General features: G+C 66.9%; 20 protein-coding genes and 1 tRNA gene. 8 read left to right on the top strand and 13 right to left on the bottom strand.

What is annotated here, in order from left to right; genetic code table 11:
* The first annotated feature begins 81 nt into the window (after positions 1-81).
* Positions 82-1,548: a tyrosinase family protein gene (locus tag ATE62_RS16910; RefSeq protein WP_058808609.1), complete on the top strand. Its 1,467-nt coding sequence runs from the start codon at positions 82-84 to the stop codon at positions 1,546-1,548.
* A gap of 6 nt (positions 1,549-1,554) precedes the next feature.
* Here ATE62_RS16910 and ATE62_RS16905 read toward each other — a convergent pair whose 3' ends face one another.
* Positions 1,555-3,099, bottom strand: coding sequence for a class I adenylate-forming enzyme family protein (locus tag ATE62_RS16905; protein WP_058808608.1), 1,545 nt, complete (start codon positions 3,097-3,099; stop codon positions 1,555-1,557).
* 96 nt (positions 3,100-3,195) lie between these two features.
* On the opposite strand from ATE62_RS16905, the gene ATE62_RS16900 reads away from it, so the two are divergent.
* The 5 genes from ATE62_RS16900 (at position 3,196) to ATE62_RS16880 (ending at position 7,712) form a co-directional block, all read left to right on the top strand.
* A complete protein-coding gene (locus ATE62_RS16900) occupies positions 3,196-3,912 on the top strand; it encodes a response regulator transcription factor (protein ID WP_231736301.1) in 717 nt (238 codons plus the stop codon).
* A 291-nt stretch (positions 3,913-4,203) separates the two neighbouring features.
* The gene (locus ATE62_RS16895) at positions 4,204-5,727 is read left to right on the top strand and encodes an acyl-CoA synthetase (RefSeq protein ID WP_058808607.1); all 1,524 of its coding nucleotides are present in this window, start codon (positions 4,204-4,206) and stop codon (positions 5,725-5,727) included.
* Between the two features lie 61 nt (positions 5,728-5,788).
* Positions 5,789-6,274 (top strand): hypothetical protein, encoded by a 486-nt coding sequence (locus ATE62_RS16890; protein WP_058808606.1) that lies wholly within the window; start codon positions 5,789-5,791, stop codon positions 6,272-6,274.
* 20 nt (positions 6,275-6,294) lie between these two features.
* The gene (locus ATE62_RS16885; RefSeq protein WP_058808605.1) at positions 6,295-6,912 is read left to right on the top strand and encodes a 2-hydroxychromene-2-carboxylate isomerase; all 618 of its coding nucleotides are present in this window, start codon (positions 6,295-6,297) and stop codon (positions 6,910-6,912) included.
* Positions 6,909-7,712: a crotonase/enoyl-CoA hydratase family protein gene (locus ATE62_RS16880; protein ID WP_058808604.1), complete on the top strand. Its 804-nt coding sequence runs from the start codon at positions 6,909-6,911 to the stop codon at positions 7,710-7,712. The genes ATE62_RS16885 and ATE62_RS16880 overlap by 4 nt, the downstream gene beginning before the upstream one ends.
* A gap of 27 nt (positions 7,713-7,739) precedes the next feature.
* Here the strand turns inward: ATE62_RS16880 and ATE62_RS16875 are convergent, their stop codons facing one another.
* The 6 genes from ATE62_RS16875 to ATE62_RS23680 are packed head-to-tail and all read right to left on the bottom strand — an operon-like array spanning position 7,740 to position 11,479.
* Positions 7,740-8,429: an ATP12 family chaperone protein gene (locus ATE62_RS16875; RefSeq protein ID WP_058808603.1), complete on the bottom strand. Its 690-nt coding sequence runs from the start codon at positions 8,427-8,429 to the stop codon at positions 7,740-7,742.
* Positions 8,426-8,662 carry a hypothetical protein gene (locus tag ATE62_RS16870; RefSeq protein WP_058808602.1) on the bottom strand — a complete coding sequence of 79 codons (237 nt, stop codon included), beginning with the start codon at positions 8,660-8,662 and terminating at the stop codon, positions 8,426-8,428. Before ATE62_RS16870 ends, ATE62_RS16875 begins: the two co-directional genes overlap by 4 nt.
* Positions 8,659-9,270: an FMN-binding negative transcriptional regulator gene (locus ATE62_RS16865; protein WP_058808601.1), complete on the bottom strand. Its 612-nt coding sequence runs from the start codon at positions 9,268-9,270 to the stop codon at positions 8,659-8,661. Before ATE62_RS16865 ends, ATE62_RS16870 begins: the two co-directional genes overlap by 4 nt.
* Complete coding sequence (locus tag ATE62_RS16860) at positions 9,270-10,472, bottom strand: RluA family pseudouridine synthase (protein WP_058808600.1); 1,203 nt, start codon at positions 10,470-10,472, stop codon at positions 9,270-9,272. The genes ATE62_RS16865 and ATE62_RS16860 overlap by 1 nt, the downstream gene beginning before the upstream one ends.
* Positions 10,469-10,846, bottom strand: coding sequence for a fluoride efflux transporter FluC (locus ATE62_RS16855; protein WP_058808599.1), 378 nt, complete (start codon positions 10,844-10,846; stop codon positions 10,469-10,471). Before ATE62_RS16855 ends, ATE62_RS16860 begins: the two co-directional genes overlap by 4 nt.
* 57 nt (positions 10,847-10,903) lie before the next feature.
* Positions 10,904-11,479, bottom strand: a complete 576-nt coding sequence (locus tag ATE62_RS23680; RefSeq protein ID WP_197411692.1) for a thermonuclease family protein — start codon at positions 11,477-11,479, stop codon at positions 10,904-10,906.
* Between the two features lie 234 nt (positions 11,480-11,713).
* Between ATE62_RS23680 and ATE62_RS16845 the strand changes: the two genes are divergently transcribed.
* Both ATE62_RS16845 and ATE62_RS16840 read left to right on the top strand, forming a co-directional pair.
* Positions 11,714-12,742 carry a hypothetical protein gene (locus tag ATE62_RS16845; RefSeq protein WP_058808597.1) on the top strand — a complete coding sequence of 343 codons (1,029 nt, stop codon included), beginning with the start codon at positions 11,714-11,716 and terminating at the stop codon, positions 12,740-12,742.
* An 81-nt stretch (positions 12,743-12,823) separates the two neighbouring features.
* A tRNA-Val gene (locus ATE62_RS16840) sits at positions 12,824-12,899 on the top strand.
* A 13-nt stretch (positions 12,900-12,912) separates the two neighbouring features.
* On the opposite strand, the gene ATE62_RS16835 is transcribed toward ATE62_RS16840, so the two are convergent.
* The 6 genes from ATE62_RS16835 to acnA all read right to left on the bottom strand — a co-directional run bounded on the left by ATE62_RS16835 (position 12,913) and on the right by acnA (position 17,809).
* Positions 12,913-13,323 (bottom strand): VOC family protein, encoded by a 411-nt coding sequence (locus ATE62_RS16835; protein ID WP_058808596.1) that lies wholly within the window; start codon positions 13,321-13,323, stop codon positions 12,913-12,915.
* A gap of 109 nt (positions 13,324-13,432) precedes the next feature.
* Complete coding sequence (locus tag ATE62_RS16830) at positions 13,433-14,032, bottom strand: Crp/Fnr family transcriptional regulator (protein WP_058808595.1); 600 nt, start codon at positions 14,030-14,032, stop codon at positions 13,433-13,435.
* A 155-nt stretch (positions 14,033-14,187) separates the two neighbouring features.
* The gene (locus ATE62_RS22965; RefSeq protein WP_082662867.1) at positions 14,188-14,355 is read right to left on the bottom strand and encodes a DUF1328 domain-containing protein; all 168 of its coding nucleotides are present in this window, start codon (positions 14,353-14,355) and stop codon (positions 14,188-14,190) included.
* A 155-nt stretch (positions 14,356-14,510) separates the two neighbouring features.
* Entirely contained in the window at positions 14,511-14,786 is a 276-nt protein-coding gene (locus ATE62_RS16825) for a CBU_0592 family membrane protein (RefSeq protein WP_058808594.1), read from the bottom strand.
* Between the two features lie 49 nt (positions 14,787-14,835).
* Positions 14,836-15,117: a ribosomal protein L7/L12 gene (locus tag ATE62_RS16820; protein ID WP_058808593.1), complete on the bottom strand. Its 282-nt coding sequence runs from the start codon at positions 15,115-15,117 to the stop codon at positions 14,836-14,838.
* A 19-nt stretch (positions 15,118-15,136) separates the two neighbouring features.
* Entirely contained in the window at positions 15,137-17,809 is a 2,673-nt protein-coding gene (gene acnA, locus ATE62_RS16815; RefSeq protein ID WP_058808592.1) for an aconitate hydratase AcnA, read from the bottom strand.
* Positions 17,810-17,939 lie beyond the last annotated feature (130 nt).

The raw sequence follows: 17,939 nt of genomic DNA, 5'->3' as shown, positions 1-17,939 counted from the left end.
TGCCGCCGATTTATTCGATGCTTCTTGTAGAAACTCATAATTAGATATTTAATAGGTCCATTGTTTCGAAAGGACGAATCGATGGCCAGCGAAGACGATGCTCTTGTCGAACATCCGACTTTCATTGATCACATTAAGTTTTTTTTTGATGACGATGATGCAGCTTGCATGAAGGAAGAGCGCGGCATCGATTTAAAGAGCTATGAGAGCGTTAAATCAAACGCTTCCAACATATATTTTCAGGTCAAGTCCGGCCACATGCCGCCGCAAGAGGAGCGACGCTGGTCGGAAAATCGTGTGAAGACCTTCCGTAACTGGATCATCGACAAACATCCGCGCGGTATCGAGCCTTTTGACGCCGGCCGGTTCGAGGTCGCGTTTGCGCGCGCCGATGCGCCTGTGCGGCCGAACGCGGCGAGTTTGTCAGGCGACGAAGTAAAGCGTTTGGCGGAAGCCTTCAGCACGCTAATGGCGCGCGAACCCGACGATCCAAACAGCTATTTCGCGCTCGCTGGCATACACTGGTTCCCGGCACCGACATACTGCATCCATAATCAGCCGCAATATAATCCTTGGCACCGCCTTTACATCGATCGTTTTGAAGCCGGCTTACGGACCGTGCCGGGATGCGAGGATATCTGCCTGCCCTATTGGGACATAACCGAGGAGCCCCCGGCATGGCTCTTCTCTCCGCCTTTCGACAGCTATGTCCTGCAGGCCGACGCTTCGGATGCTTATCCGGCGGGAACGGCAACGAAGCACAATTCTTCCGACTTCATCGCCCAGGAAGTGGCCAATTTCAGAATTTCTGAGCAGATTCGTAGCGCATTGAATGCGCCATATTTCGAGAGCTTCGCAGTTCTGATCGAAAACGCCCATAACGATGGCCACGGAGCCTGCGGGCCCAGCATGAGTGCGACCGACATCGCTTCCTTCGATCCGTTGTTCTGGTTCTTTCACTGCAACTGGGAACGGATGTGGTGGGCATGGCAGATTCGTTTCAAGGCGGGCACGTTGGAAGGCTTCCGCACAGCGCTGGCCACGCCGTCGGACGCTGATTGGCTGGACCACGAGGCTTTTAACGAATTGCCTCCCTTTGGCGCACGTACGCCCGCGACCATCGCCATCGACGGTTATAATTATGAAACAGCGCCTATTTCGATGTTCGCCGATAACGCCGAAAATCCCGCCGGGTCTTTGGCGATGGGGCGTCGTTTCTCGCTTGATCGATCACCACGCGTTTCGCTTAGGATCAAAGGAATTGAACGATTGCGGATCCCGGGCAGTTTCCGCGCAACCATCATGGCTGACGGAAAACCTGTGGCTGAACGCTTCTTTTTTCAATCTACCCAGCCCGAAGCCTGTCCGAATTGCGCAAATCAGCCGACGGTAAATCTGGATTTCCGTCTCGATCCTTCGCTTCTTGCCGGCAAGACCATCGATGTTGCGCTTCGGCTGGTGACGCCGAATGGGACGGACGAAGAAATTGATCCTATGAAAGTGGGCAATCCCACGGTCAATATCCGCGAACTGCTACAAGGCGAGTGAAGTGTCTCAGGCGGCGGGGCTCACCGCGTAGCGATCGCGCAATTCGCGCTTCAGCACCTTGCCGATCGGGCTGCGCGGCAGTTCGTCGACCACGGTAATCGCGCTCAGCCGCTGGGTCTTGCCGACCTTGGCGTTGCAGTCGGCGCGCACGCTTTCCGCGTCGGCGCCGTCCTTCAGCACCACGAACGCCACCGGCGTCTCGCCCCATTCCTCGCTCGGCATGCCGACCACCGCCGCCTCGACGACGCGCGCGTCGGCGAGCAAGATGCCTTCGAGGTCGCTCGGGAAGATGTTGAAGCCGCCCGAGATGATCATGTCCTTCGCGCGGTCCATCAAGGTGAGGAAGCCGTCCTCGTCGATCCGCCCGATGTCGCCGTGGCGATAGAAGAGGCGGCCGTCGGCGTCGTACCAGTGCATCGCCTTGGTCGCGTCGGGGCGGTTGTTGTAGCCGGTCATCATCGCGGGGCTGCTGCCGACGACTTCGCCGACCGAGCCCTGCGGCAGCTCGTTGCCCGCCTCGTCGATCACCTTCGCGATATGGCCCGGCGCGGGGCGGCCGACGGTGTGGAGCTTGTCGGGGAATTGATGCGCCTCGAGGATGAAGGCCGCGCCGCCCTCGGTCATGCCATAGATTTCGACGAGCCCGCCCGGCCAGCGCTGCAGCACATCGGCCTTCAGCGTCGCCGCGAAGGGCGCGGAGGTGCAATATTTCATGATGAAGCTCGTGAGGTCGAACGAATCGAAATCCTCGAGCGCCATGATCCGGCGATACTGCACCGGCACCAGCATCGTGTTCGTGGCACGCTCGCGCTGGGCGAGTTCGAGGAAACCGCGTGCGTCGAATTTCTTCATCAGCACGACCTGCCCGCCCGACCCCACGGTCGGCATGAAGCTCGCCATCGTCGTGTTCGAATAGAGCGGCGTCGAGAGGATCGTCACCGCGTGCGGCCCATAGGCGGGCGCGCCGCGGACGATATGCTGCCAGCGCATCGCATGGCTGTGGACGATGCCCTTGGGCGTGCCCGTCGTCCCCGACGAATAGATGATGTTGAAGCCGTCGCCGGGCAGGATGTCGACCGGCGCCGGCTTCGCGCCCGCGAGCGACAGCCAGGCATCGAGCGGCGTGCCCACGTCGCTGCCGTCCATCGCGATCCGGTCGCTCGCGGTGACGACCTGGCCTTCGAGGCTGGCCGACGCCGCCGCATCGAGGAACAGATGCCGCGCGCCGGTGTCGGCGATCATCGCCGCCATCTGCTCGCCCGTCGCGCTGTTGGTGATGAGGCCTGCGACCCCGCCCGCGCGCAGCGTGCCGAGGATCGCCGCCATCTGCTCGACGCTGTTCAGCCCCGCGATCGCGGTGCGGTCGCCCTTGGCAAAACCGTCCTGCTGCAGCCGCGCGGCGATGCGGTCCATCAATGCGTCCAGTTCGGACCAGCTCAGCCGCCGCACCGGATCGGCCGCGGCTATGGCGTCGGGACGCTCGCTCGCATGGACGCGGATCAGGTCGGGCAGGGTGGCGAAATCGCCGGCGAGCAGGTCGGATGCGGTCATGGACGATTCGTTAGCACAGCCCGCGTAGCGTGCAACGCATCGAAGGGGCCGGCCGAAAAGGAGTCGAGGCGCCAAGGGGCGTCGAGGGGAAGGGCGATGGAGCAGATCGACGCCCGCGCCGCAACCGGGCCCCCGCCACTCGTCGGCATCAGGCACGCGCGTGCCGTACGCGCGATGCGCCTCGCCGATGCGCTCGCCGCCGCGGGCATGCGGACGATTCAACTGCCACCCATCTGGGACGAGGCCGGGCTGTGGCGCGACGCCGGCCTCGACCTGTTCGCGATCGATCCCTTTCACGACGGCCCCGACCCCGCCGCGGTCGTCACGCTGGCGCGCGGCATCGCCGAACGGCGGCCTTTGCTCGTGCTGACCGACCGCGACAGCCGCGCCGACCGCCTGCTCGCGCTTGCGGCGGGGGGCGACGATGCGGTCGGCTGGACCGGGGAACCCGCCGAGGTTGTCGCGCGCATCGCGGCGCTGCTGCGGCGCAGCCGGATGGCGAAGGGGCAATTGGGAGAGGGCGAGCTGCGCATCGACCTGATCGACCGCCGCGTCGAACGCGCGGGGCGGCTGATCGCGATGCCGCTGCGCGAATTCGACCTGCTCGCCAACCTCGCACGCATCCCCGACCGGCCGGTGTCGCGCGCCGCGCTTTTGAAGGCGGTGTGGCGGATCGACTTCGACCCCGGCACCAACCGCGTCGAGGTCCATATGTCGCGGCTCCGCGCCAAGGTCGACCGCGGCTTCGCCTGGCCGATGCTGCGCACGGTGAAGGGGCAGGGCTATGCGCTACGCTCGCGGCCGGAGGGGTGAGGGGCAATAATCCTCCCTGCGGCGAAGCCGTGGGGAGGGGGACCGCCCGAAGGGCGGTGGAGGGGCCGATGCCTCAAACAATTGTGTCAGGCGGCCGCCCCTCCACCATGCTCCGCATGGTCCCCCTCCCCATCGCTGCGCGACAGGGAGGATTAAGATGTCCGCCCCCCAATCTTGCCGCACCATTTCACATATCCTGCCCTTCTCCCGCCCTCGCTTGACCAAAAGTTTCAGCTTGCTACTGACTTCGGACATAAAGAAACCAATGACCCCTGTTGGAGAGAAGCCCCGATGCATCCGTCCGTCCACGCGCGCACCCATCCCGACAAGCCCGCGATCATCGTCGCCGAAACGGGCGAGGCGATCAGCTACGCCGAGCTCGACGCCGCATCGAACCAGGTCGCGCAGCTGTTCCGCGCGCACGGGCTGGGGCATGACGACGTCGTCGCCTACATGCTCGACAACACGCCGCATTATTACGGCCTGACCTGGGGCGCACAGCGCGCGGGGCTGCGCTATGTCTGCATCTCGTCGCGGCTGACGCAGGACGAGACCGACTATATCCTCGAAAATTCGGGCGCGAAATTGCTCGTCGTCTCGGCGAGCCTCGCCGACGCCGCGCAGGCGCTGACCACGAAAATCGAACGCTTCGCGATGGGCGGCACCATCCCGGGCTATGGCAATTGGGAAGCGGCGGTCGCCGCGATGCCCGCCACCCCGGTCGCCGACGAGCGCGCCGGCGTCGACATGCTCTATTCGTCGGGCACCACCGGGCGGCCCAAGGGCGTGCGCGTCCCGCTGCCCGAGGATCCGGCGATCGACGCGACCAACAGCCTCGTGATGCTCGCCTCGGCGGTGTTCCAGATCAATGCCGACAGCGTCTATCTCTCGCCCGCGCCGCTCTATCACGCCGCGCCGCTGCGCTGGTCGATGACGATCCACCGCCTCGGCGGCACCGTCGTGCTGATGAAGAAATTCGACCCCGAAGCGGCGCTGGCGCACATCGAAAAATATCGCGTGAACGCCAGCCAATGGGTTCCGACGCATTTTGTGCGTATGCTCAAGCTGCCCGACGAGACGCGCGCCAGATATGATCTGTCGTCGCTCAAGGTCGCGATCCACGCCGCGGCGCCGTGCCCGGTCCCGGTCAAGCAGGCGATGATCGACTGGTGGGGCCCGGTGCTCTTCGAATATTATGCCGGCTCCGAAGGCAATGGCATGACCTTCATCTCCAGCGCCGACTGGCTGACGCACAAGGGCAGCGTCGGGCGCCCGATCCTCGGCACCGTGCACATCATGGGCGAGGATAACGAGACCGAGCTCGGGGCGAACGAGGAAGGCTGCGTCTTTTTCGAAAGCGAGAATGTCTTCGAATATCACGGCGACGACGAAAAGACGGCGTCGAGCCGCAATTCGAAGGGCTGGTCGACGCTGGGCGACGTCGGCAAGCTCGACGACGAGGGCTTCCTCTATTTGACCGACCGCAAGAGCTTCATGATCATCACCGGCGGCGTGAACGTCTATCCGCAGGAGATCGAGAATCATCTCGTCACGCACCCCGCGGTCGCCGACGTCGCGGTCGTCGGCGGCCCGCACGACGATTTCGGCGAGGAGGTGATCGCGGTGATCCAGCCCGCGAACATGGCCGATGCCGGCGATGCGCTGCGCGACGAACTCATTGCTTATGCGCGCGAAAAACTGTCGGGCGTAAAAATCCCCCGCCGCATCGATTTCATGGAGGCCTTGCCGCGCCACGACACGGGCAAGCTATACAAGCGCCTGCTCCGCGACCAATATTGGGCGCGGACGAATTGACCGCGCGAGTCGGCAGCCGTCCGACGGCCTGCCGCCCGCTCCGGATGCAGGAGGCTGAACGATGAACAAGGCAATGATGACGGCGGCGATCGCGCTGGCCGTGGGTGTGGCAGGCTGCGGCAAGAAGGAAACGCCGCCGCCGACCGAAACCGCCGCCGCCGATACGGCCGCGACCCCGGCGACCCCTGCTCCGGCAGCGGCGCAGACGCCGATCCCGATCGATCCCGGCAAACCCAACGCCTGCGACAAGCTGACCGACGTCAAGCTCGCCGCGACGATCGACGCCGCGACCAAGACGCTCAAGATCAGCGGCACCGCCAACGCCCCGGTCGCGGGCTATGCCACCGCGCTGCAGGCCGGGCCGCTCGACAAGATGAATCCGCCGAACCAGGTCGTGCTGCTGCGCGCCAACGCCCCCGATGGCGCGACGCCGCAGGTGGTGACGAAGGTAGACCTCAGCCTCGACATCCCGAACGCGCTGCCCGCCTACAAGTCGGTGCGCGTCGCCTGTCCGAACGCGCCCGACATCGAACTCAAGGTCGGTTAAGCCATGCAGGGAGGTCCGGGGTGAACGACCGCGTCGAATTTTTCTTTGACCTGTCCTCGCCCTGGACCTGTCTCGCCTTCCACAATCTGCCCGCGGTGCTTGAGCGCGCCGGGGCGAGCGCGCGCTACCGCCCGATCCTCGTCGGCGGGGTGTTCAACGCGGTGAACCCCGCGGTCTATGCCGCGCGCGAACAGGCCGACAACCGGCGCCTCCAGCACAGCTGGAAGATATTGAAGGACTGGGCGGCGCTCGCGGGCGTGCCGATGAATTTCCCTTCAGAGTGGCACCCGGCGAAGAGCATCGCCGCGATGCGCTTCTGCTGCGCGCTCGAGGACGATCAGGCGGCGCTCGTCCGTTTCGCGCGCGCGGCCTTCGCCAGCTATTTCGACCGGCAGGAAAATCTCGACGATCCCGCGGTGCTGACGGCCGTCGCCGACGCCGAGGGGCTCGACGGCGCCGCGCTCGCGGTCGCGGCGGGCAGCGACCCGGTCAAGGCGCGGCTGCGGACCAACACCGAGGAGGTCATCGCGCGCGGGGGCTACGGATCTCCGTCCATTTTCGTCGACGGCGACGACATGTATTTCGGAAACGACCAACTGCCGCTCGTCGCAGCGGCGCTCTTGAGGAACGCTGAATGAAAGACCGCATCTCGATCACCATGCTGGAAAACGGCATCGCCGACGTCCGGCTGATCCGCGCCGACAAGATGAACGCGCTCGACGCGGCGATGTGGGCGGCGCTGGCGGAGGCGATCGACCAGCTCAAGGCCACCGCGGGGCTGCGCGTCGTCGTGCTCTCGGGCGAGGGCCGCGCCTTCTGCGCCGGGCTCGACCTGTCGAGTCTCAGCGCCGACCGCGATCCCGGCGCGAGCAGCGCGGGGGGCACCTTGTCCGACCGCACCAAGGGGATTTCGAACAACGCGCAATATGCCGCCTGGGGCTGGCGCGAACTGCCGGTGCCGGTGATCGCCGCGGTGCACGGCGTCGCCTTCGGCGCGGGCAGCCAGATCATGGCCGCCGCCGACATCCGCATCGTCCACCCCGACACGCGCATCGCGATCATGGAAATGCGCTGGGGCCTCGTCCCCGACGTCGCGGGCATGGCGCTGTGGCGCACGCAGGTCGCCGACGACGTGCTGCGCGAGATGATCTACACCAACCGCGAATTCAACGGCTCCGAAGCGAAACTGCTCGGCTTCGCGACGCATGTCTCGGACGATCCGCTGGCGAAGGCGATGGAACTCGCCGAGGTGATCGCGAACAAGAATCCCCACGCGATCCGCGGCGCCAAGCGCCTCTGCAACATGCTGGCCGACGCGAGCGATGCCGAGATATTGCAGGCCGAAAGCGACGAGCAGGTGCTGGTGATCCGCACGCCCAACCAAGTCGAAGCGGTGATGGCGCATATGGAAAAAAGGGCGCCGAAGTTCGCGGATTGATCCGTCGCCTTCGCGGGGGCGACGTTGTTATAATAGACTCAAAAACCGCACCGCATTGTCCCAGTCGGCGCGCTTCTTCTCGCGCGCGGTAATCGCCAACTCGTCGGCGCCCCAGCGCCGTTCCTGATACAACTCGTCGAGGCTCACCGCCTCCCACAAGGCATCGGCATCATGCGCCGCCTCGATCAGCGCCAGCCCGGCCACCAGCGAGCCGCCGATCGTCGTCAGCGGCGTCAACGCGGTCAGCCGCCAGGCATCGAGCGCCAGCACCGCGCCGCGTAGCCCCGCCACCGTCGCGCGCGGCTGGTCGACGGGCAAGATGCCCTGCGTGATCGCAAATTCGACCCCGTAGCGCACCTCGGCCCACGCCAGCAGCGGGTTCCACAGCGCCGCCTGCTCGCCCATCAGCGCCGCATCGCGGTCCTCGCGGTAACAGAATAGCTCGCTTTCCGCATAAGCCGCCACCGGCTCGGCAAAGGCCGCAAGGTCGGGCGCCGCGATATCGATCGCCGCATTGCTCAGCCCCGTCATCGGCATCGCCGCGGGGTCGATCGTCTCGCCCACCGCGGCCCATTCACCGGCGATCGCCTCGGCCAGCGCTGTGCTCGTCACCGCGAGCGGCGCGCGCTGCGGCGTGCGCACCGGCCGCCCGTCGAGCGCGATGCCCCAGCCGCCGCCCTCGGGGACGACGGCGACTTCTTTCCAGAACCGCCTCACAGATCGCGCGGCGAACGCCAGCGCCGCGCGAGCAGCATCGGGAAGACCGCGAAATCGAACGCGCCGATCAGCACCAGCGCGATCCCCAGATAGCGATCGGTCGGCTGCCCCACGAGCTCCCAGCGCCCGGCGATCAGGATGAAGCCCGCCATCAGGAAGGCGATCCCCATCACGCGCATCAGATTGATCGCAAAAAAGCGTTTCTTGGCCAGCGCCTCTTCGCTCGCTCTCATCCCCTGCCTCCCAATTGCTCCATCAGATGCGCGAGCGCGCCATGGCCCTGCGCCTTCATCCCTTCGATCACGCGTTGCCGCTCTTCCGCGGGCTTGTTCTGCGACAGCTTCAGCGTCGGGCGCCACGCGCTGATCGCCAGTTCGAAGCCGATGATCGCATCGGTCATCTTGCCGAAGATCGCCGCGCTCATCTTGGCGCGCGTCCAGGGCGGGTCGATGCCGGCGCGCGCTTCATGATCCGCCGACAGCATATCGAGCTGCGCCACCAGCGCGTCGCGGTCGAGCCTCCGGACCGTGCCCTCCATCTCGACCGCGACATAATTCCACGTCGGCACCTGGTCGGCCGCCGTATACCAGCTCGCGCTGACATAGGCGTCGGGGCCCTGCACCACCGCGATCGCCTGCGCGCCGCCCAGATGCTTCGTCAGCCCGTTGCCGCGCGACAGGTGGAATTGCAGCGTGCGTTCGTCCGCGCCGAGCACCACCGGCGCATGCGCGACGCGCGGCCCGTCGGGGGTGTTCGCGAAGATCGCCGCAAAACCGATTTCGCGCACCAGCAACGCCGCGAGCTCGGCATCCTTCGGCCGGAAGGACGGATCGGGGTGCATCAGCGCGGCTTGCGCGGCGACGGTTTACGACCGCCGGGCGCAGGACCGCGCTTCGCCGCCGGCTTGCCGCCCTTCGGCTTCGGCTTGGGCTTGCCGACATGGTCGGTGGGCTTGCTCGTCGCGGTGCGCCCGCGCCGCTCGCCGCGCCGCGCTTTGCGGATCGCCTTGCTATGCGCCTTTGCCGCGGCTTTCTCGGCGGCCTTGGGCGAGGGCCCCTTGGCGACGTCGTCGGCCCCGACCTCGCCGAGCAGCAAATCGAACCCCAGCGCGTCGAGGCTCGCGGCGAAATGTTCGGGCACCGCGGCGCTGATGTCGATCGCGCCGCCGTCGGGATGGTCGATGCGCAGCCGGCGGCTGTGCAGGTGCATCTTGCGGCTGATCGTCCCGGTCAGGAACGCGCCCTTGCCGCCATATTTGCCGTCGCCGACGATCGGGTGGCCGATCGCCGCCATGTGGACGCGCAGCTGGTGCGTGCGCCCGGTCAGCGGCTGCAGCTCGACCCACGCCGCGCTGTTCCCCGCGCGCTCGATGATGCGGTAGCGCGTCTTCGACGCCAGCCCCTTGTCGTCGACATGCATCTTCTCGCCGCCCGACCCCGGCTGCTTGGCGAGCGGCAGGTCGATCTCGCCCTGCGCGATGTCGGGTACGCCGACGATGATCGCCCAATAGGTCTTGCGCGCGCTGCGGTTCGAGAAGCTCTTGGCGAAATAGGCCGCGGCGCGCGGGGTGCGCGCGATCAGCAGCGCCCCCGACGTATCCTTGTCGAGCCGGTGGACCAGCTTGGGCCGCACCGGCCCGTCGAACTTCAGCGCATCGAGCAGCCCGTCGACGTGGCTCTCGGTCTTGGTCCCGCCCTGCGTCGCCAGCCCCGGCAGCTTGTTCAGCACGATCGCGCTGGCGTCGCGGTGGATCACCATCCCCGTCGCCAGCTCCACATCGGCGTCGGTCAGCGGCCGCCCCTTGCGCGCCGGCCGCGCTTCGGCCTCGACCGGCGGGGTCGGCATGACCAGCTTCTGCCCCGTCGCGATGCGGTCCGACACATCGGCTTTCTTGCCGTCGAGCGTCAGCTGCCCCGAGCGCGCCCAGCGCGCGAGCAGCGCGTGCGGCGTGCCTTCGCGATGGCGCTTGAACCAGCGGTCGAGCCGGATGCCGTCATCCTCCTCGGCAATCGTGGCGCCGTCCATCTTGGGCTTGTCGCTCATGCCGGCACCTGCCGCATCATCAGCAGCCCGAGCCCGCAGGCGGCGACCGCGCCGATCACCGAGGCGGCGACATAGGCAAAGGCCTGCGCCGACTGCCCGCGCTCGAACAGCGCCCAAAACTCCATGCTGAACGCCGAAAAGGTCGTGAAGCCGCCGAGCACGCCGACCCCGAAGAAGAGCCGCGCCGCCTCGCCGCCGCCGCTCCGCGCCAGCCAGCCGACGAGCAGGCCCATCAAGAGGCTGCCGGCGATATTGATCGACAAAGTCCACCAGGGAAAGCCGGGACCGAGCCGCGCGAGCATCGCGCCGCCGACAAGGTGCCGCGCGCCGGCGCCGAGCGCGCCGCCGATCATCACAGGAAAAAGGCCGTTCATCCGCCCGCCCTAGCCGCAAAAGCGCGGCGCGGAAAGCAAGAGCGGTCGAAAACCGCTCTAGTGGTCGGCGAGCACCGCCGCCTGACGGACATGCGCCGCGCGCCAGTCGGCGGGGCGCTCGAAATCTCCCGCCCAGATGCCGCGCCGCGCGCGCTCGGCTTCGCCCTCTTCGGGCAGCAGCGCATCGTCGGTTGCCACGGCCCAGCCCAGCCGGATCATCTCCGCCGCCAGGTCGACGCCCTCGGGCTCGGGCCGCGTGCGGCACGCCGCGAGCGTGCGGCCATATTTGTCCTTCGCCGCGAAGCTGCAGAAGAGCGGCCCGCGCCCCGCAAGCTCCACCAGCACCGTCCGCGCCTCCTCCCCGCACGCCCAGCCGCTGCCGTCGGCGCGTGCACAGCGTTGGCGATATTCGACCGCGTCGAGCCCCCGCAACCGAATCGTTTGCACGACGCCCTCGTGGCGCACCGACAGGCTGTCGCCGTCGATCACCTGCACCAGCGGCACCGCCGCGGCGGGCACCGGCTGCGCCAGCCACAGCGCGCCTGCCATTGCCGCGAGCAGCAGCAGCGCGCCGAGCGAGCGGAGCCGCCGCCGCCAGCGCGGCCGCGTCGACAGGGAAGGGCGCCACGCCATGACGCCGACCATCGGCGGGTGCCGCCAAGCTGGCAAGCGCGAAAGGGGATTGACGGCGAGAACAAAACATGTCCAAAATGGAGGCAATTCCCGAGCCTCCCGTCCGGTCGAACATGGGCCTCTTGGCATCAATGTCCGGATCGGCGGCAGTCCGGAACGAACAAAAGGTGAATATCGCCATTCTGACGGCATAAGGACGCCAGGGTGGCGCGGCGGCGAGGAAAGGGCGGCACGATGGACCAGTTGATCGATACGAACCTGCGGACCGGGGCTTTGCCGTCGCCGCGCTTCGATGCGGCCGCGCCGTGGCAGGCCGCGGCGGATGCCGGCGACCGCACGGCGTCGATCCTGTTCACGGGCCCCCGCGCGATCGGCGCCGAGCTGGCACGCGCAGGCCGCGCGCGGGTGATCGACCAGGTCGCGCCGGCGCGCGTCGCGGCGCATCTGCGCGACATGGCGCTGCCCGACATCGTCTGGCTCTTCGACGCCGAAACGATCGAGGAGGCGAGCTTCGCCGACATCTGCGACGCGGTCGCCGCGATGGAATGCGGCCTCGTGTGCGAAACCTCGCTCGGCGCGCTCGACCGCGTCGCGGCGCAGGTCCCCGAAACGATCCGCACCGAATGGCTGGTCGACCCCGACCCCGCCGACCGCATCGTCGCGCTCGCATCGGCGGCGCGCCCGCCGGGGCATGTCGTCCACGACGCCGCGCGCGACGAGACGATGGAGCGCATCGACCGCCTGCAGGACGAGGTCGCGCGCATCTCGCGGTTGCTCGGCGACCTCGCGGGCCAGCGTGCGCTGCCGGGCACGCCCGCGGCCTATGCGCCGCCGGGCGAGAGCGGCGCCGATGCCATGGGCCAGGTCCGCTCGCCGATCCGCGACTTTTCGGGCGCGCCGCGCAGCTTCGAGCCCGAGGAGCGCACGATCCAGCGCCTGCGCGCCAAGGCGGTGCGCCGGATGCTGCGCCAGCGGCGGATGCGCGAACAATATTTCCCCGCCGACCTCTTCGCCGATCCCGCGTGGGACATGCTGCTCGACCTCTATGCCGCGCGGCTCGAACGCCAGCCCGTTTCGGTCTCCAGCCTGTGCATCGCCGCCGCGGTCCCCGCGACCACCGCGCTGCGCTGGATCAAGACGATGACCGACGCCGGGCTGTTCCTGCGCGAGGCCGACCCGCACGACGGCCGCCGCATCTTCATCGGCCTCGCCGAATCGGCGCACGACGCGATGGGCCGCTATTTCGAGGCGCTCGAGGAATAGGCGCCGAGGGTCCGAACCCAAGCTTGCCCCCGCCACGAAGCTGTGGCAGGGGCGCGCTTCTCCGCCTATGGCGACATTGGGGGGCGATTAGCTCAGTTGGTAGAGCGCCTCGTTTACACCGAGGATGTCGGCGGTTCGAGCCCGTCATCGCCCACCAGATACCGCCCGCCTCAGCCCTCGGCGGCAAAGGCGGCGGGATCCATCCACGCCGCTTCCCACACATGCCCGTCGGGATCGGCGAGGTTGCGGTTGTACATGAAGCCCAGGTCCTGCTTCGGATTGATGTCGGCGGTGCCGCCGTGCGCCGCCGCGGCCTCGTTCATCCGGTCGACGTCTTCGCGGCTGTCGCACGAGAGCGCGATCATCACTTCGCTCGCCGTCGCCGGCGGGATCGGGCGGTCGGTGAAACCGCGCCATTTGGCGTGGGTCAGCAGCATCACATGGATCGTCTCGCTCACCACCATGCACGCGGTGCCGTCGTCGCTGAACTGCGGGTTGTTGGTAAAGCCCAGCGCCTCGTAAAACGCCTTGGCGCGCGCCAGGTCGGTCACCGGCAGGTTCACGAAAATCATCTTCGACATCGTCGGTCTCCTCTAATCGGAAGCCCCGCCATGACCGTCACGGCGGCTGCTTGCCCGCTGGGTAGAGGGGGCGGTCGGCCGAAGAATTGATATTTGGTAGGAAATCGCCTCAGCGCTTGTCGGGCCGGGTCATCGCGATCGTCCGCCGCAGCCGGCTCAGGCTTTCGGGGGTGATGCCCAGCCAGGCGGCGATATGATGCTGCTTCAGGCGCTTGTGCAAATCGGGCTCGGCGCGGATGAAATCGACATAGCGCTGCATCGCGTCGTCGTGGCGAAAGGCGATCTCGCTCGGCTCCTTCTCGATGATCCAGTGCCGCTCCATATAGGCGATATAGATCGCGGCGAGGTCGGGAAGGCGGCCGACGAGCGCCCTGAACGCCGCAAAATCATATTCGAGGACATGGCTCTTCTCGATCGCGGTGATCGCAAAGGCGCTCGGCGTCCCCGTCAAGGTCGCGCTCACCGACGCCGCGATGCGGTTCTCGGGGAAAAAATGCTTGGCGATCAGGTCGCCCTCGGGACCGATATAATGCTGGTAGAACAGGCCCTCGACGACGAAGGCATAGCGGGTCGGCACATCGCCCGCGCGGATGAAGGGCTCGTCCCTCGCATAGTCCCGCGGCCGCAGCAGCGCCGCCCAGGCGCGCTCGGCCTCCGCCGACAGATCGCCATAGGTCCGAACCTTCGTGAAAAAATCTGCCGTGTCCATGGGGGTGATTCGCCTGTCGCCGGTGCTTCGCGTTCATCCCGGCTTCGCCGCAAAAGGGCAACCGGCGCGGCGTTCGCGGACGAAAAAATGCCGGCGGCCCAAGGGGGAAAGCCGCCGGCATTTCTGAAGCGCGCGAACGCGCTGGATGGCCGTGCCTAGAGCGTGCGTCGCCCGCGGCCGAACACGAAGGCCACGACGAACAGGATCACGCCGACGATCAGCAGGATCTTCGCGAAATCGGCCGACAGGCCGGCGATTCCGCCAAAGCCGAGCAGCGCGGCGATCAGCGCGATGACGGCGAAGATGATGGCATATCTGAACATGGTCTCACTCCTTCCCGAACGCACGACCTCGCACGCTCCCGCGCGCGCCATGCGCCGGGCCAGTCTCGCTTCGTCATGCATCGATGAGCCGTTAACGCGCCTTCGCCGACAAGGTTCCTGTCGCCGCAATCCGCGCGCCGGAGAATATCGAAGCGCTAGGGCAGCGCTTCGCGCGCGACCTGCCGTGCGCGCCACACGCTCCACAGGGTGAACAGCCCCATCGCCGCCCAGATCACGTTGAGCACCGCCGACGGCAGCGCGCCATTATAGCCCGAATTGATCACGAAACCCCCCGCGCCGATCACGTTCATCCACTGATAGGCATAGCCCCGCGCCTCGAGCTTGCCGAGCGAGAGCAATATGTAAGCGGCGAGGATCAGCACCGCGGCGCTCCAGCCGGTGGCTTCGATCGCGATGGTGAAAGCGTCCATATCCGTCCCTTCGTGGGCAACCGGCGCCCCCGTTGCCGGAGACGGCGGCTCAGCGCATCGCGTCTTCCATCGCCTCGACCGCATCCTTCGCCTCGGCGAGGCCCAGCCCGGTCTTCTGGCGCATCAGCTTGATCGCGTCGATCTTGCGGTTCTGGCGGATGAGCTCGCGGATCGCCTCGTCGTCGATCCGCTCGTCGCCCACGCGCCGCAGCGGCGGGCGCGCGGGCGGCGGCGCGGTGAGGTCGCGTCGCCCTCCGCCGCCGCGCAGGAAACGCGCGAGCAGCAGCCCGATCAGCAGGCCGACGGCGAGGAAGAGCAATTTGCCGATCATCGCCGCCGCTCCTTACCGGTTACGCCGCGAGCTTGCGGAGCACATAGTGCAGGATGCCGCCGTTCATATAATATTCGACCTCGTTCGCGGTATCGATGCGGCAGAGCGTATCGAAGGCGAAGGTCGAGCCGTCGGGGCGCGTGACGGTCACCGTCACCGTCTGGCGCGGCTTCAAATCCGCGACGCCGGTGATCGTGAACTGGTCGTCGCCCGACAGCCCCAGCGTCTCGCGGCTCTGGCCGTCGAGGAACTGCAGCGGCAGCACGCCCATGCCGACGAGGTTCGAGCGGTGGATGCGCTCGAAGCTCTCGACGATCACCGCGCGGACGCCGAGCAGGTTCGTGCCCTTCGCCGCCCAGTCGCGCGACGAGCCGGTGCCATATTCCTTGCCCGCGATCACCACCAGCGGCGTGCCGTCGGCCTTGTGGCGCATCGCGGCGTCATAGATCGGCATGACCTCGGCGCCATAGCGCGACATGCCGCCCTCGATGCCGGGGACCATCTCGTTCTTGATGCGGATGTTGGCGAAGGTGCCGCGCATCATCACGTCGTGGTGGCCGCGGCGCGCGCCATAGCTGTTGAAGTCGGCCTTGCTGACCTGATGCTCCATCAGCCACTTGCCCGCCGGCGAGTCCGCCTTGATCGAGCCCGCGGGCGAGATGTGGTCGGTCGTGATGCTGTCGCCGAGGATCGCGAGCGGCTTCGCCCCGACGATGTCCGACACCGGCGCCGGCGTCATCGACATGCCCTCGAAGTACGGCGGGTTCGCGACATAGGTCGAGCCCGCGCGCCACTGATAGGTGTCGCTGCCCTCGACCTCGATCTTCTGCCAATGCTCGTCGCCCTTGTAGACATGCGCGTAGCGCGCGACGAACATGTCGCGATCGACCGCGCCCGCCACCGCATCGGCCACTTCCAGATTGGTCGGCCAGATATCGGCGAGGAAGACGTCGTTGCCCGACTGGTCCTGCCCGATCGGCGTGGTGGTGAAATCCTCGATCACCGTGCCCTTCAGCGCATAGGCGACCACCAGCGGCGGCGAGGCGAGGAAGTTCGCGCGCACGTCGGGCGACACGCGCCCCTCGAAGTTGCGGTTGCCCGAGATCACCGCCGCGGCGACCAGCCCATTCTCGTTGATCGCCTTCGAGATCGGCTCGGCGAGCGGCCCCGAGTTGCCGATGCACGTCGTGCAGCCATAACCGACGAGGTTGAAGCCGATATTGTCGAGATGCTTCTGCAGCCCCGCCTTCTCCAGATAGTCGGTGACCACCTGGCTCCCCGGCGCGAGCGAGGTCTTGACCCACGGCTTGGGCTTCAGCCCGAAGGCGTCGGCCTTTTTCGCGACGAGCCCCGCGGCGACGAGCACCCCGGGGTTCGACGTGTTGGTGCAGCTCGTGATCGCGGCGATGGTGACGTCGCCGTCGCCGATGTCGAAATCCTTGCCCTCGACCGGAACGCGCGCCTGTTCCTTCTTGTAGGTGTCCACCATGTCGGCGTTGAACACATCGTCGACCTCGGGCAGCGAGACGCGGTCCTGCGGCCGCTTCGGCCCGGCGAGCGACGGCACGACGCTGCCGAGGTCGAGTTCGAGCGTGTCGGTGAACACCGGGTCCGCCGCGCCCTCGACGATCCACAGCCCCTGCGCCTTGGCATAGGCCTCGACCAGCGCGATATTCTCGTCGCTGCGCCCGGTCAGGCGCATATAATCGAGCGTCTTGTCGTCGACGCCGAAGAAGCCGCAGGTCGCGCCATATTCGGGCGCCATATTGGCGAGCGTCGCACGATCCGCGAGGCTCAGCGAGGCGAGGCCGGGGCCGAAATATTCGACGAAGCGGCCGACGACGCCCTTGGCGCGCAGCATCTGCGTCGCGGTGAGCACCAGGTCGGTCGCGGTCACGCCTTCCTTCAGCGCGCCGGTGAATTTGAAGCCGACGACCTCGGGGATCAGCATCGACACGGGCTGGCCCAGCATCGCGGCCTCGGCCTCGATCCCGCCGACGCCCCAGCCGAGCACGCCCAGCCCGTTGATCATCGTCGTGTGGCTGTCGGTGCCGACGCAGGTGTCGGGATAGGCGACGGTTTCGCCCGACCCGTCGACGCTCGACCACACCGCCTGCGCGATATGCTCGAGGTTGACCTGGTGGCAGATGCCCGTGCCCGGGGGCACCGCCTTGAAATTGTCGAGGCTCTTCGACCCCCATTTCAGGAAGTCGTAGCGCTCGCCGTTGCGATAATATTCGATCTCGACATTCTGTTCGAACGCCTTGGGGTGGCCGAATTCGTCGACCATGACCGAATGGTCGATGACGAGGTGGACGGGGACCAGCGGGTTGATCTTCGACGTGTCGCCGCCGAGCGTCGCGATCGCATCGCGCATGGCGGCCAAATCGACGACGCAGGGAACGCCGGTGAAATCCTGGAGCAGCACGCGCGCCGGGCGATACTGGATTTCCTGGTTCGAATGCGGGTCCTTCTGCCAGTCGACCAGCGCCTTCACATCATCGGTCGACACGGTGAAGCCGCCATCCTCGAAGCGCAGCAGATTTTCGAGCAGCACCTTCATGCTGAACGGCAGCCGCGACACGTCGCCGAACTTCGCCGCGGCCTTGTCGAGCGAGTAATAAGCATAGCTCTTGCCGCCGACGTCGAGCGTCGAGCGGGTTCCCAGCGTGTCGTGGCCGGTGGTGGTCATAGGCTTGCAGTCCCCTGTTTGGGCGCGGCGGGGAAATGACGCCCGAAGCCCGACCGGGAGAGCGGGGCAAACGGGAGTCGCACGCGCGGTTTTGTTGGGGACGCCTTACGCCGGGGCGGGGGAATTGCAA

The sequence above is a fragment of the Sphingopyxis sp. HIX genome (assembly GCF_001468285.1).
Lineage (GTDB): Bacteria > Pseudomonadota > Alphaproteobacteria > Sphingomonadales > Sphingomonadaceae > Sphingopyxis.
Note: the sequence above shows the minus strand (reverse complement) of the source record. Positions and strands in the feature narration are given on the sequence as shown.